The following is a 14,781-nucleotide window of genomic DNA, read 5'->3' as shown; positions in this document are numbered from 1 at the left end:
GGGCTCGGCACGTCCCTTTCGCCGGGGCGTGCCGGCTCACCCGGCTTGCGCGAGGAAGACGAACTCGCGGTCCGGGCGGTCGGGGGCTTGCCGGACGTCCAGGACCCGGTAGCCCTTCCTGCGCAGGCTCGTCTCCACCTCGTCCTGGCTGCGGAATCGGAGGGTCGAGTCCGAGGTGAGGACGCTGCCGTCGGCCAGGAACGTGTACGTGCTGCGGAATGAGGCGAGCGGCAGCCGGACTTCGGTGACCTCGACTCGCTGCTCCACCGCCCCGATACCCGGCACTTCGCGAGTGTGCGGCGGCACGTCCCAGGTCTCCCACGCGCGGTAATCCGGCCGGCGGGTCTCGAACACCAGATATCCGCCGGGTCGCAGCGCCGTCCGGATTCCGCGGAGTGTCGCGGCCCAGTCGTCGTCGGTCAGGAATACCTGCGCGACGTTTCCGGTCATCACCGCGAGATCCGCGTCCAGCGGGGGCAGGGTCGTCGCGTCTCCGTGCCGCCAATCGACCCCGGGGTCCTTCGCTCGCGCGATGTCGAGCGAAGCCGCGGCCGGATCGACACCGATGACGGTGCGCCCGGTTTCGGCGAGCAGGACTGCCAGGCAGCCGGTCCCGCAGCCGACGTCCAGCACCCGGCGAGCCGCCAGCTCGTCGGCGATCCGGACGTACGCGGGCAGGTCAACCCGGTCGCCATCGAACGCGTCGTAGATCGGCGCGAGGCGGGGATGGGCGAACAACGCGTCGGGCATCTGTCCACGGTACCCAGTTTTGCCAGGTCGGACCGCCCTTCGGAGCCTGCCTAGGACGCATATCCCAAAGATCAGGACGATCGTCCTGGCTGCCCTCGTGTTACCCTTCGACTGTCGAGACATCATATATCAGATCGGATCTGCTCGTGGCGTTCGAGAAACAGCGACAGCGGCTCGCCGGCGTGGTGGGGATCCCGGTGACCCCCTTCACCGCGGCCGGAGACGTGGACGCCGAGACGTACGGGCGGCTCGTCGAACGGCTTGTGCTGAGCGGCGTCGAGGTCGTCACGCCGAACGGCAACACCGGCGAGTTCTACGCGCTCGAAGAGCAAGAAACGCGACAGTGTCTCGAAGTCACCACGAAGGCCGCGCGGGAGGCGAGCGTCCTCGCAGGTGTCGGCCATGATGTGCGTACAGCTGTGAAGGCCGCGAAGCACGCGCGCGCTTCCGGAGCGGACATGGTGATGATCCATCAGCCCGTGCACCCGTACGTATCGCGCGCGGGTTGGATCGACTACCACCGCGCTATCGCGAACGAAGTGCCCGAACTCGGGGTTGTCCTGTACGTGCGCAACCCCGCCATCGAGGGTGCGGACCTGGCACATCTCGCCGACGTCGCACCGAACGTGCTCGGCGTGAAGTACGCGGTGCCGGATCCGGTGCGCTTCCGCACCGTCGCGCGCGACGCGGGGTACGAGCGCTTCGTGTGGATCGCCGGTCTCGCCGAACTGTCCGCCCCCGGGTACTTCGCAGTCGGTGCGACGGGCTTCACCTCCGGCCTGGTGAACGTCGCGCCGCAGATCTCGCTCGACCTGTTCCGCCGTCTCCGCAACCGCGACTTCGACGGCGCGATGGAAGTCTGGGACCGCATCCGCCCGTTCGAAGAGATGCGCGCCGCGCACGGGAACGCCAACAACGTCAGCGTGGTCAAGGACGCCCTCTCCCAGCTCGGCCTGTGCCGCCCCGACGTGCGGCCGCCGAGCAGGTTGCTGACTGCCGCCGAACGGGACCAGCTGTTCGAAATCCTCTCCTCATGGGGGCTTTCGTAACGCCTCACGCGAGCGCTGGCGGGAGGTTGAAGGCCGGACGTACCGAGTTCAGTTCCGCTCCCATATGCCCGCCAGCGCCGGGAGCGTGACTGCAACGCACGCCTTCGCGCAACAGTTCAGCGAAGACCGCTTCATCGTGCTCGACGAACGCCTTCACGTACTTCGCGATGTCAGGACGCAACGCGAGGCCGAAGTCGTGCGCAACCGGCAGATCGAGCGTCGGGTGTGCTTCGAGGTGGTCGAGGCACGCCTTGGTCGCGATCCGGTACAGCGCGGCCCGCGTATGTCGAACGGCCGCGCTACGCGCGCAGCAGAGTCCCCTGGACCAGGTCCTCCGCCTCGCCGAACGAGCCCGGCATCCGGCAACAGTGCACCCGCGGCTCGTGCCGGTACGACTCGGGTCGGTCTCGCCCGCGATGAGTCGGCCGGTCCCCGGAAAACTCGGCAAAGCCCAGCTCAACCAGGGTGTGGCGGAGGTTACTCGCGCGTTAAGAACGCGTCAGCACGACCGCCGGGACCGTCAGGGGCCCGTTTTCGGGACGTTCCGGTCCGGGGTCGGCGCAGTGTGCTGGCGATGTTCGCCGCGATCGACATCGACCGGAGGTAACCGTGACGCTCAGCGAGCTGCTCCCGAGTCTCGGCTGCGAGGCCGCCGACCATCTAGAACCGGGACTCTGGCCGCAAGGCACAAAGCTCGGTGAAGGCGGCGAGCTGCTCTTCGCCGGCGCGCCGGTCAGCCACCTGGCCGCGCGCTTCGGTACGCCCGCCTACCTCATCGACGAGGAACAGGTACGCGAAACGGCCCGCGCATACCGCCGTGCGCTGCCTGAAGCCGACGTCGCCTTCGCGAGCAAGGCGCTCTGTACGCGAGCAGTGTTGCGTTGGGTCGCTGAAGAAGGACTGTCGCTCGACACGTGCTCCGCCGGAGAGATCGCTGTCGCGCGCGCTGTCGGCTTTCCCGCAGAGCGCATTCTGTTGCACGGCAACGCGAAGACTCCTGAAGATCTGAAATCCGCGCTGCAGTACGGCGTCGGCCGCATCGTCCTCGACTCCCTCGACGAAATCGAACAACTCGGCGCGCTCGCACACGGCGCACAACGCGTCCTCATCCGTGTCACGCCTGGCGTCAGCGGCGACACGCACGCTGCGATCACGACCGGTACAGAAGGACAGAAGTTCGGCTTCTCGCTACGCCCCGACGTACGCGACAACGTCGACCGCGCTGTCGCAGCGGTGCTTTCGCAGCCAAGCCTGCAACTGACCGGACTGCACTGCCACATCGGCTCGCAAGTGTCCCGTGTGGACCGCTACGAGGAAGCCGCGCGACGGATGGTCGAAGTGCTCGTCCGCGTCCGCGACCAATACGGAATCACGTTGCGCGACTTGGATCTCGGCGGCGGCCACGCGGTTCCGTACGCCGACCGTGAAGCGTCCTTCGACCTCGACGGGTACGCCCGCCGCCTCCGCGTCGCACTGAGCTACGAGTGCTCGGCACACGACTTCCCCTTGCCACGCCTGACAATCGAACCCGGCCGCGCGATCGTCGGACCGGCTGGAATCACGGTTTACCGCGTGTGCGCTGTGAAACGCGGCGCGCGCACCTTCGTCGCTGTCGACGGCGGCATGAGTGACAACCCGCGCCCCGCGCTGTACGGCGCGCGCTACACCGCGCGGCTCGTCGGCCGTCGCACGAAGGCCGCGCGTACGCCGATGACGGTGGTCGGACGACACTGCGAGTCCGGCGACGTACTGGCGGACGTCTGCTTGCCCGACGACATCCACCTTGGCGATCTGTTGGCCGTACCGTGCACCGGCGCGTACCACCACTCGCTGGCGTCGAACTACAACCTCGTCGGCCGCCCACCGCTGGTCGGCGTCCGCGACGGGCACGCGACGCTCCTCGTACGCCGCGAAACCGAAGAAGACCTGCTTCGCCGCTGCTAGCTTTCGATGGTCTGACCGTCGCGGGCAACGGCGCCGCGCGTCAGCCGTCGCCCGGCGAAGAAGTCACGGCAGGCGCGTTGCACGGCGAACATCAACGGAAAGCCCACGAGGATCGCCACGACACCGATCACCGCGACGCCGCCGATGCCGAACACAGTGGTCTCTCCGGCATCAGGCTTCGCGTACGCGATCGCCGCGAGCACCAGTACCGCCAGGAAGAACACGCCGCCCACGAAGGGCAGCAAGCCGCGAAGCAAGAAATTGCGCACGCTCGACAACAGCGTCCGGCGAAACACCCACACGCACGCAAGCGCCGTCACCGTGAACTCGATCGCGATCGTGAGCCCGACCGCGTCGACCGAATCCGCGAGCACGTTCCGGCTCCACAACGCCAGCAGCACGTACAAGGCGAGCGACACCAGCCCGAACGCCCAGGTGGTCACCGACGGCGTCTGGTACTCCGGATGCACGCGGCCGAACACCTTGGGCAGCGCGCCGTGGCTGGCCATCGACAACGTGGTGCGCGCGGCGGGCATGATCGTCGCCTGGCTCGTGGCCGCGCCACTGGTCAGCACCGACACGATCAGCAGCACTCCCATGACCTTGCCGAACCCGGACGTCCCGAACACCGCGCCGCCCAGACCGGCGAGCACGTCCTCGGCGTTCGCCTCGTTGGCCAGCCCGATCCCGTGCTCGCCGACGCCTGCGAAGGCCAGCGACGCGACGGTCACCAGCAGGTAGTTGAGCACTAGCAGCACGGTGGACAGGATCGCCGCCCGGCCCGGCGCGTGCCGCGGGTCAGCCGATTCCTCGTTCACCGAAAGCGAACTCTCCCAGCCCCAGTAGATGAAGACCGCGAGCAGCACCGCCGACACCGCCGTCCCGACGCTCACTCCGCTCGGCCACAGCCAGTCCCACCGCGGTGTGGTCGCTTGCGGGCCCGCAGTGCCGCTGTAGACGCGCGTGAGCGCTACGACGGAAAAGATCACCAGGACGGCGAGTTCGATGCCGAGGAGGATCCACTGCGCCCGCGCGGACACCTCGATGCCTCGATAGCAGAGCCAGCAGAGCGCGAGCAGCCACGCGCATCCGATCGCGGTCGTCACCGCACGGTTGTTCGCGAGGTCGTCTAGACCAAACAGCAGCAGCGTGTACCGGCCGGTCAGCGCGGATTGACTGCTCATCACGAGCACCTGCTCCACCAGGACGACCCAGCCGGTCATCCAGCCGACGCGGCTGCCGAACGCACGGGTGGCCCAGGTGAAGTTGGTGCCGCAATCGGGTTCGGCCGTGTTCAGTTCCCGGAAGGCAAAAGCGACGAACAGCACCGGGACGAACGACAAGACCACGAACGCGGCGGCTTTGAACCCCGTTCCGGCGAGCACGATGAACCCGAGCGTCGCGGCGATCGAATAGGCTGGGGCGGTCGACGACATCCCGATCACCGTCGAGGACACCATGCCCAGCGCGTTCGAACGGAGCCCCTTGGCCGGCACCACGGGCGCGGCGACGGCTTCGGTCATTGGAATATTCCTCCTCGGGATCGGCGGTTCGCGACCGTACCCGCTGTTTGCCGGAGCCAGAACGCGGGCCGTGCGGGAGCGCACATGTCCGCCATCTGGAGAAGAAAACGGGAAAGGGTCTCCTGCTCTCCGGCTCCTGCCTATACGCTGCGCGTCTGACGAATCACATGCCGAAACACAGGGAGGGACGGCATGGGTGACGAAAACCGTACGAAAATCGAGGAACCGCGTGCTCCGAGAGCGCTAGACGGGACCGACCGGACGCTCATCACGCTGTTACAGGAAGACGGCAGGGCGTCGTTCACCGCACTGGCCAAGGCGGTGGGTCTTTCGGAGGGCGCGGTGCGGCAGCGAGTACAACGGCTGCTGCGAGAGGAAATGGTGCAGATAGTCGCCGTGACCTCACCAGAACACGTCGACCTGACCCGAAGGGCGATGGTCGGCATCACGGTGGACGGAGACGCCCGCGAAGTGGCCCAGCAACTGGCCAAGGTCGCCGACGTACACCAGGTGGCACTCTGCTCAGGCCGCTTCGACCTGCTGGCAGAACTGCTCTGCCGCGACGACGACCACCTGCTGTCCGTACTCGGCGACGAGGTACGGCCAATCGCGGGCGTCGTCTCGACGGAGCTGTTCGTGTACCTGAAGCTCGCGAAACAGGACTATTCGTGGGGACGGCTCACCGCCTGATCCGCGGGTTTCGTGGCTGGATGCAGGGCTGGCTCCGCGGTCGGGTTTCACGACTGGGCGCAGGGCCGGGTCCGGTCGGGTTTCACGACTGGGCGCAGGGCCGGGTCCGGTCGGGTTTCACGACTGGGCGCAGGGCCGGGTCCATGGGCTGGCGTGCTCAGGCTGAGTTCTCGGTGGGGTTCTCGGTCTGAGGTGCTGGTTGCACGGCACGGCCGGACTAAGTGCTTGGCCGGGCCCTTGAGCTGGGCTTGCGGCCTTGGCTCTTGGGCTGGCGTGCCCGGACTGGGTCCTGCGGCGATGTCCTCGGGGCCCACGGGCTCCTCGGACCAGCGCTCCTGGACAGGTTCGACGGGCTCATGGCCCCCGGACCGCTGCTCCCGGCCGGGTGTCCCTGGCCTGGACTAGCTGATCCTCGAGCAGAACCAAGCTGGTTCCGCAGGCGCGGTCCTCGGACCCCGCTCCAGGCTGGTACTCCCGGCCCGGATCGGCTGGTCCTTGGACTGGACCACCTTGGTTCCGCGGCGAGTATCCCCAGCCTCGTCTGACCGAGTCCGGGACTCGCCAAGGCGGGACGGTCCAGGCGCAGAAGCACCGGCTCCGGAGTTCCGGTTCCAGCATCAGCGCTGGTCCCGGCGTCGACAGGCCCAGCACGAACACCGGTCTCGACAGCGAGCTCCGACCGAGCCACCCGTCCTGGCAACCGGCAATGGCCGAAACGCCAGTCCGGCACGCTCTACTGCTGGCCCAGCAACGGCGCTGGCCAGCACGAGCTTCCACCCACCCCCGTTCCAGCAACGACGCCGGCGCGGGACACAGCTCCGACCTGATCCATCGCTCCAGCGACGACGCTGGCGCAGCACACGGTTCCGGCCATTGGCTCCAGCAACGATGCTGGCTGCACACGGTCCCCGACCCGCCCACTGGCTCAGCAACGACGCTGCCGGACCGGCGGAGCGGGCTTAGCCACCAGTCCCGGCAACGCTGCCGGTACTGGCAGCGGCCCGGCTCGACCACCGGTTCCAGCACCCGTGCTGATCCCCGGCGACGAACTCCAACGCCAGCAGCGCCGGCAACGAGTTCCGACCCGGCGATCAGCATCCACGCTGAACCCGGCAACGGGCGCACGCCACCGGCATCCGTGCCGACCAGGCAACGGGACTCCGGCCCCAGCGCCGATGCTGGCCCAGGAGTCCCAGCCCAGGCAACGGTCCAGCATCGACGCTGACCCCGCCTTAGGCCGCACACCGACGTTCCCTGCCCCAGTCCCCGGCGCGGGAACGCTCGCTGCTTCAGGCGCGTCTTCAGCGAGCCCAGTCCCGCTCACCGGCACAGCACCGGCCCAGGCGAATTGACCGGATCCAGCACTCGCCTGCACGAATTCGCACCACTCCGACACTACTTCAAGATGACTATTACCATCCTTCCCCGATTAGACCGACTGGCCGAAGCCATCAGTTTCGCTAACGCCTCCGAACGGGGGCACTGGTCGAATTTGCCCACCGCGCAATCGGAATAACGGGCTCGGGATTCCGTACAGGCGTTCTGCCAACAAGACGCTTCCGGACCCAATCCCAGGCCCGCGCGCCCCGCCTTCCGCAATTGCCGAGCAGCCAATCGGCACCGCTTATCAGCCCAGCAGGAATTCCCGCGGTGCCAGCGCCCGGTCGACCACGCGGGCCTCGCCGATCTCGCCGTAGAAGCTGCGCTCCACCTTGCCCCGGTACGACGACGCGCCGACCAGCCAGCTGCCGCCCGGATTGGCCAGGCCGACCGCCGGAGTCTTGGGGTTGCGCAGCAGCGGGCAGCCGTCGACGTACAGCGTGCTGCGCCGTCCGTCGTTGACAACCGCGACGTGCCACCACTTCGCCAACGGCAGTTCGTGACCCCAGTTGGTCGAAATCCCGTTCTGGTTCAACGGGAACACCGCCCACTGCAGCTCCGCGCTGTCCGAGACGCTGAACGTCGCGGCCGATTCGTCCGGGTCGTCGCCGGACTTCCCGGCCGCACCGCCGTTGCCGAGGCGCGCGAAGATGCCGCACCAGCCGTGGGTGCCGTCGCGGAAGTTTTCGGGTAGCCGGATGAACGCTTCGACGGTGTAGCCGCGCTGGAAGGTCAGGTTGTTCATCGGTGCGCTGTCGACGGTCTGGAGGTACGCGCCGCGGCCAGGGTTGCGCGCGCCGTCGAACCGAAGGCTCGCCCGCGACGGTTGGCGAGGCGAGAAATCCGCCGAGTAAGTCAGCGCGTCAGGCCCACTGCCCGGCACGGTCGCGCGGCGCAGGTCGTTGCCGCGGCCGGTGAGGTCCTTGATCAGCGCGTTGTCCGGAACCGGAGCCCCTGCGCGGCCGCCCTCGAACCGCCAGTACGCGACGGTGCCGGGCACGAGCTGCGGCTTCACCGGACGGGCAGGCGGCACCGGAACGGGCGCGAAACCGGCGAACCGCTTGTCGAAGTCGATGTCGATGCTGAAGTAGTCGACGTCGGTACTGCGCTCGGCCTCGATGCGCTCCAGCTCTGTGAGGTCACGCCGGCCATCGAGCCACGGCGAGAAGGTACGGACGTCGATCGCCCCGCGGGCGACGTCGAACTGGTACAGCCGGATCATGCCGCTGCCGCCGTAGTAGCGGTCCTGATAGTTCGTGAGGTGCAAATGCACGTCGTGGCCGGCGGCGTTGCGCTTCACCAGACGGCTCGGCGGCCAGTAGTGGCCGTTGAGGGTCAGGAAGATCTGGTCGCTTTCGTTGCCGAACTCATCCCAGACTCGCTTCCCGAAGTCCGACAGGAACGCCTTGCCCTGCTCGTCGGAGTTGACCAGCTCGTGGATGGTCAGGATGGCGGGCATCTTCGGGTGCTGCGCGAGAACCTGCTTCGCCCACGCGAACCCGCCTGCCGACGGACGCCAGTCCATCGCGAGCACCAGCCATTCCCGGCCGGCGGCCCGGAACACGTGGTAGGTGTTGTAGCCGTCCTTCGAGGAACCGCGGAACGTCGGCGAGTTCCGCTGCCGCTGCGGCCCGAACGCGTCGAGGTACGGCGTCCGGCCGCGCTGGTCGTCGGTGGAACCGTCGATGTCGTGGTTGCCCGCGAGCGTGCTGTACGGGAACCGGAACCGGTCGAGCACCTGGAACGACCGGCTGATGCCAGCGAACTCCCGGGCTTGCCCGTTCTGCGTGAGATCGCCGAGGTGCGCGAGGAAGACAACGTTGTCGTCGTGCGCGTGACGCAGCACGTACGACAACGAGGCGTCCACCGGCGTCGAGTCGCCCCGGTCCTCGTCGAACAGGTACTGGGTGTCCGGCATGACCGCGATCGTGAACCGCGGGCTGTCACCGTCCGGCCGCCGGGCGACACTGGGATCGGCCCCGGCGATCCCGTTCAGACCAGGAAGCGCGGACACCGCCGCACCGGCACCGAGGATTCCGGCGCCACGCAGGAAGTTCCGCCGTGAAGAGTCAGTCACGAGCAGGAAGCTACGGACCGGCCCCGACCGCTACGGCAACAATTGCCGACGGCTCGATGAACAGCTCCGCGCCCACGGCGTTTCTGTCCTGCGCAGGACAAGCGGAGGTCCGCACCGACGCCGCTCAGCGACCGTCGCGTCGCCTTTGGTCGCCGACCAGCATGCCCGGCACCGCAAACCACAGCAGCCCGAACAGCAAGATCGCCGTCCCGCCGACGAGCCCCATCGCAACCGGCCCGAAAGAGACCTTCGCGATCAGCGCGACAGTCACCGTGATCGCCGCGGCAAGACACCCAAAGCCAACGAGCACGACCCGGTTGCCGACCTGCAGGATCTGCTCCCGCCGCCCAGTCCGGAACAGCATCCGGTGCCACGCCGCAGGCGCGATCAGCAGCGCCGTCGCCGCGACGGTGAGCAGCACCGCGAGCAGATGCAGCGTCTTCTCGAACCCGCTGGCGTCGTGAAACCGGCCCGTGAAGACCACCGACAGCAGGAACCCGAACAGGATCTGCACGCCCGCCTGCGCGACCCGCAGCTCCTGCAGCAGTTCGCCGACGTTCCGCTGCAACATCTGGTTCCGCGTCTCGCCGGTGTGCTCGACATCGTCGTCAAACCCCGCCGATCCGGCCACGCCCGCCGATCCGGCCACGTCCGCCGACGCGGCCACGTCCGCCGACGCGGCGACCTGCGCCGGACCGCTGGCGTGCGCCGATTCGCCGACCTCAGCCGACCGACTAGCCTCCGCCGATCCCGGGGCCCGCACCGACCCACGGTCCCGCCCTGGCCCGCTGCCGTGCGTCAATCCGGTCGCTTGCGATAGCCCGCTGGGTTGCGTCGACCCGCCGGGTCGCCCCAGTCCGCCAGCCTCCGCCGATCCGCTGGTCTCCTCCGGCTCGCTGGTCTCCCCCGGCTCGCGGGGTTGCGGAGACCCGGGGATCCGCGCGGAGTCACCGGCCCGAACTCGCCCGCTGGATTGCACCGGTCCGCCGCTGCCCACCAGCCCGTCACCAGTCGATCCGCCGTCGACCGACCCGCCATTGCTGGCCTGCCCGCTGGCGTCCGCCGGTTGACCGGTCTCCGACGTCCCGCCGACCTCATCCGGCCCGCTGGCACCTGCTGGCTCATGGTCGTCCGCGCGACGGCCGTCAAACCCCATGGCACCGTTCGGGTCGTCAGGCATGTCAGGCTCCACCGGTGCTCGCCAAAGCATCGCCGGGCAAGTCCGACGCTGCCACGCTGCCAAATACCCAACGCGTCCCTGCCCGAAAACTCACCAGGCCAGCCGGGCGACCTCCACGTCCGACGCAACCGCCGTTCGAGCTCCACCGACTCGCCAGCCGCTCTAATACGGGGAGCGTGCCTCGAACCGCACCAGTGCGCCTCTGAGCCTCTCCACAACGAGCGCCGGATGACCTCGCGCCCAACATCCAGCCAGAGCCACGCACGCCTGCCTGGCGAGGCCCACATCTGACCTGCACCTCGCCCAGCCCGGCCAACGTCTGAATCTGGCTGATCCCGACGCTGTCCCACTCAGCGACCCCACGCACCTCACGCCCGCGAGGAAAGCCGTCCCGACATCTGGGCGACGTCCACACGTTCGAGTGGAGAACATGGCACGGCAAGCGCCGACTGGTTAGAGAAGTTTCATGCGTTTCCTCCCTAAGTTCCTTTCCGCAGCCCTCGCCGCCGGTCTCTCCGCCACGAGTTTCTCGGCTACCTCCGCCGCAGCCGCTCCGGCTGCGGCCTCTCCTGTGCACTTCACCGCTGCCCACGGCACATTCGCGGCATACACCCCGGGCGACCATGCCGTCACCTACCGCCCGAATCTCGTGCCTGCTGGAGCCAAGGTGCACGTCTCGGCCCTGTCCGCCGGTCACGTCGGCACCACCACCGTGCTGGTGATCAGCGGCCTCCTGCCGCAGCACGAATACGGTGCACACGCGCATGTCAACTCCTGCGGCGCCACCGGTGACGCCGCGGGCGGGCATTTCCAGCACGTGCCGGACCCGGTGAAGCCTTCGGTGGATCCGACCTATGCCAACCCGCGCAACGAGATTTGGCTCGACTTCACCACCGACCGCTCAGGCATCGGTCATGCAACCTCCACTGTGGACTGGACATTCGACGGACGACGGGCGAAGTCCGTGGTGATCCACGAAACCCACACCCATACCAACCCCGGGCACGCCGGAACCGCGGGTGGACGGCTGGCTTGCCTGGACGTCGGCTTCTAACCGGGAGCTGCCCTCAGAACCCCCAGGACTTCTCCGGCACGATCCGGATCCGCACGGAGTAGTCGGCGTCGAAGGCAGCTGGATCGGCGAACCCGATACCGGCGTAATGCCGCTGGTACTTCGCCAGGTAGCCAGGCGCTTCGGAGGCTTTGGCCTCGTCGACCTGCGCACGCCCGTTGACGACGATGATGCTCCCGCCGTGTTCGTCGCTGTTCAGGTGGAAACTCACCTCTGGGTTGGCGGCGAGGTGCCTGAGTTTGGCCGTGCCGGGCCGGCTGAAGACCACGATGTCCTCGCCATCGAGCACAAACCAGACCGGCCGCGGCGCGGGGCGGCCGCGAGGAGTCACGGTGGTGAGCCATGCGACGGATTCGCCTGCGCGTTCAATGAGTTTCGGGTCGTGGGTGTAGGTCATGGTCGGATACCTCCTCGGTAGGTTTCCCAGGTAACCACGAGCCACCGACAGTTCCGCCCCGCCGACCTTCGCGAGCCATCTCGGACCACTGCCCCGACACGACTAGAGTTTGGTGCCACACAAGGGAAAGCCCCCGATCCGAGGTCAATCTCGATTCCCCGGATCGGGGGACATCTCGCAAGTTCAGCGCGACGCGACAACCCGTGCGTACCGGGCACCCGCCACAAGCAGGATCACCCCGGCGCCGAGGAACGCGCCCACGCGAGCCAGCCCGTCCAGCGTGGCAAGGTCGAACAACACGAGCTTCGCGACGGCAGCGGCCACCAGCACCAGCCCGGCTATCCGCAACGCGACCACTTCGATCCCGCGCAGCAGAAGAACGAACGCCATTACGGTCCAGGAAACCGTGACGAGCGTATGGCCAACCAGGAATCCGACTCGGCCAGGAGCCACGAGCATGGACGCAGTGAGCACCAGTCCAGCAGCGCCGTAGAGCGCGCACAATCCTGCAGGCGGCCAAGGCACAAGGCTGGCCGTCTTCACCGCGTTGAGCCGAATTGCCGCCCACGGCAACGCAATCGCCGCGGCGAGGAGAAGCGCGGCCGAGGCCAGCGCGGTAAGGAGAAGATCTCGCGGATGCCAATGCGGGAGCAACAGCAGCGCGGGGGTCACGTCCGACCCGAGCGCGAGCAGTCCGCCGATCACCGCGAAGACGAGAGAACCGCCCAGCGCGAAACGGTTTCGAGTGAACTTCGCCGCAAACGCGAGCACTACTGCTTCGCCAAGCAGGACAGCTCCGCCATCGAACTGTGTGACGGTCGCCTGCATCCCGGCGACGAGACCGGCGATTCCTGCGACAGTACCGGAATTCCCCCGAACGATGATCCAGGTCGCGATGAGCACGACCGCCGTTCCACCCGCGAGAAGCACGGATTCCGGTCTGTGCGACACCAGCGCGGCAGCCAGGATCGGCAACGGGGAAACAGCCAGCACGGACAGCGAGTACGGCTCACTGTCGTTGCGCCGCAACGAGACCAGCGCCGCCGCCGCGCTGGCCACGCCAGCGGCGAGCACCGCCCACACCGGCAACGTGTGCAGCCCGACACCGATCAGCGCCGCTGTCAAGGGAGGAATGGCTGCAGTAAACGAAAGGGGAGACCACGACCGCCGAAGCTGGACAGGGACGGTCGCGATCTGGATCATGAGAAGGAACGTCACGAGTTCATCAGTGAAGCCCCAAGTGATCAGGGGCGCACACACCCCGCATCCTCCCACCACGGCATGAGCCAGGAGAGGGGAATCCCATTTGACCGCAAGCACAAGTCCGCCTACCGCGATCGCCAAGCCGACCGCGAGCCCGGCGGGAACGGGCAGGAAATCGTACAAGGAGGTGGCAGCGACAGTGTCGAGGTAGAGCGTCGCGATCCCAGTAGCGACAAGGGCAAATGCTCCCGTACGCGCCGCCGGTTTGCGGTGCAGCCAAGCGCCCGCGCCGACCAGGATCCCACCGAACACAGCGCCGACCGCCACCCGCGGCAACGGGGCGAGCCAGCCGCGTTGGATGGCCAGGATCAGTAGCAGGACGACCCCGAGCAACGTCACCGCGCCGCCGATCCACGCCAGCAGCCGCGAACCGGCGCCTTCGCGGCTGAGCCGTTCACGGAGCGTCGGCGCTGGAGGGTAAAGCCGCTGAATGAAGGGAGGCTGGCTGTACAGCGGATGTTGGGAGCTTGCCTGCGGTTGTCCTTGAGCGGGCTGGTCGGCGGCGGGCTGTCCGTGGCCCGGCTGGACGGCGGACTGTCCGGCTGCGACATCGCCCGCGGCGGGTTGCCCGGTCCCGGGTTGTGGCGTCGACGGGTGGGTCGCGCCAGCCACGGGTTGGGCGGAATATGGTGCTGCGTAAGGGTTGTACGAGTAGTAGCCCGGGTGGGGGTGGAACGCTGTCCCGTGCGCGGCCGAGTAGGCCGGGTATAGGTACGGACCCTGCGCAGCTTGGTAGCCCGGGGCGGGCGGGCGACCGGGAGCGGTCGGATAGCTGTGGCCAGGCGCAAGAGGCTGGCCAGGTCCGGCGGGTTGGCCCGGCACGGCGGCATCGCCAGCTTCGGCAACCGAGCCCGACTCGGCAGGGCGACCTGACGCGGACGGCTCGCCCGGCGCGGCAGTCATGTCCGGCACGGCAGTCTGGTCCGACGCCGCAGTCTGGTCCGGCGCGACAGTCTGGTCCGGCGCGACAGTCATGTCCGCCGCAGCGGCAGCCTGGTCCGACGCCGCGGAAGAGACTGCCTTGTCGGCAGGCCCCGGCGCGGCCGGGTGGGCGAAGCCGACGGTCGGCACGGCCGAGTGGTCGGAGCCGACGGTCGGCACGGCCGGGTGGGCGGAGCTGCCGGGCTGAGTGCCGTCAGGCGGGTAGGCCGCCTGCGACTGCTCCCTGGTCGGCGCTGCCGACTCAGCGTGGTCGCCCGGTTGGCCCGACGTCGGCTGGGAGCGCGCGGCCGTGTCCAGGACGGATGCCTCGTCGGGCTGGCCGGTCGCCGGTTCAGGCTGGGGTCGCACCGCGCGGAGTTCGGTGCCTACGTGTGTCAGGCGGCGGCCGAGGTCGTCCAGCTCGCCGGCCAGGCGGTGGAGCGTTGCAGCTTCCGTGGTCATACCGGACAGCGTGGGCGAAACGGCACGATGATCGGATCCGTAGCACTACTCAAGGCTGGACACGAGATGGTCT

10 protein-coding genes are annotated in these 14,781 nt (G+C 68.2%); 4 read left to right on the top strand and 6 right to left on the bottom strand.

Annotated features, from left to right (window positions below; all coding sequences use genetic code 11):
• Window positions 1–36: 36 nt before the first annotated feature.
• Window positions 37–750, bottom strand: a complete 714-nt coding sequence (locus BM362_RS06670; protein ID WP_067577216.1) for a class I SAM-dependent DNA methyltransferase — start codon at window positions 748–750, stop codon at window positions 37–39.
• A 146-nt stretch (window positions 751–896) separates the two neighbouring features.
• Between BM362_RS06670 and BM362_RS06665 the strand changes: the two genes are divergently transcribed.
• Window positions 897–1,799 carry a dihydrodipicolinate synthase family protein gene (locus BM362_RS06665; RefSeq protein WP_093572473.1) on the top strand — a complete coding sequence of 301 codons (903 nt, stop codon included), beginning with the start codon at window positions 897–899 and terminating at the stop codon, window positions 1,797–1,799.
• 609 nt (window positions 1,800–2,408) lie between these two features.
• Window positions 2,409–3,743, top strand: coding sequence for a diaminopimelate decarboxylase (gene lysA, locus BM362_RS06655; RefSeq protein WP_067577220.1), 1,335 nt, complete (start codon window positions 2,409–2,411; stop codon window positions 3,741–3,743).
• On the opposite strand, the gene BM362_RS06650 is transcribed toward lysA, so the two are convergent.
• Window positions 3,740–5,266, bottom strand: a complete 1,527-nt coding sequence (locus BM362_RS06650) for an APC family permease (RefSeq protein ID WP_093572472.1) — start codon at window positions 5,264–5,266, stop codon at window positions 3,740–3,742. The two genes, lysA and BM362_RS06650, sit on opposite strands and share 4 nt — an antisense overlap.
• Before the next feature lie 192 nt (window positions 5,267–5,458).
• Here BM362_RS06650 and BM362_RS06645 point away from each other — a divergent pair, with 192 nt between their 5' ends.
• Window positions 5,459–5,956, top strand: coding sequence for an Lrp/AsnC family transcriptional regulator (locus BM362_RS06645; protein ID WP_009084674.1), 498 nt, complete (start codon window positions 5,459–5,461; stop codon window positions 5,954–5,956).
• A gap of 1,627 nt (window positions 5,957–7,583) precedes the next feature.
• On the opposite strand, the gene BM362_RS06640 is transcribed toward BM362_RS06645, so the two are convergent.
• On the bottom strand, window positions 7,584–9,413 hold the full coding sequence (locus BM362_RS06640) for a LamG-like jellyroll fold domain-containing protein (RefSeq protein WP_093572471.1): 1,830 nt from the start codon (window positions 9,411–9,413) through the stop codon (window positions 7,584–7,586).
• A gap of 124 nt (window positions 9,414–9,537) precedes the next feature.
• On the bottom strand, window positions 9,538–10,044 hold the full coding sequence (locus BM362_RS06635; protein ID WP_255366061.1) for a DUF6328 family protein: 507 nt from the start codon (window positions 10,042–10,044) through the stop codon (window positions 9,538–9,540).
• 1,015 nt (window positions 10,045–11,059) lie between these two features.
• On the opposite strand from BM362_RS06635, the gene BM362_RS06630 reads away from it, so the two are divergent.
• Window positions 11,060–11,647 carry a superoxide dismutase gene (locus BM362_RS06630; RefSeq protein ID WP_093572470.1) on the top strand — a complete coding sequence of 196 codons (588 nt, stop codon included), beginning with the start codon at window positions 11,060–11,062 and terminating at the stop codon, window positions 11,645–11,647.
• Window positions 11,648–11,660: 13 nt separating this feature from the next.
• Here BM362_RS06630 and BM362_RS06625 read toward each other — a convergent pair whose 3' ends face one another.
• Both BM362_RS06625 and BM362_RS06620 read right to left on the bottom strand, forming a co-directional pair.
• Window positions 11,661–12,062, bottom strand: coding sequence for a TIGR03667 family PPOX class F420-dependent oxidoreductase (locus BM362_RS06625; RefSeq protein ID WP_093572469.1), 402 nt, complete (start codon window positions 12,060–12,062; stop codon window positions 11,661–11,663).
• A gap of 183 nt (window positions 12,063–12,245) precedes the next feature.
• Window positions 12,246–14,708, bottom strand: a complete 2,463-nt coding sequence (locus BM362_RS06620) for a DUF2339 domain-containing protein (protein WP_244287053.1) — start codon at window positions 14,706–14,708, stop codon at window positions 12,246–12,248.
• Between the last annotated feature and the right edge of the window lie 73 nt (window positions 14,709–14,781).

This window comes from Amycolatopsis rubida (assembly GCF_900115345.1).
Taxonomy (GTDB): Bacteria; Actinomycetota; Actinomycetes; order Mycobacteriales; family Pseudonocardiaceae; genus Amycolatopsis; species Amycolatopsis rubida.
This window is presented reverse-complemented; position numbering and strand designations above follow the sequence as displayed.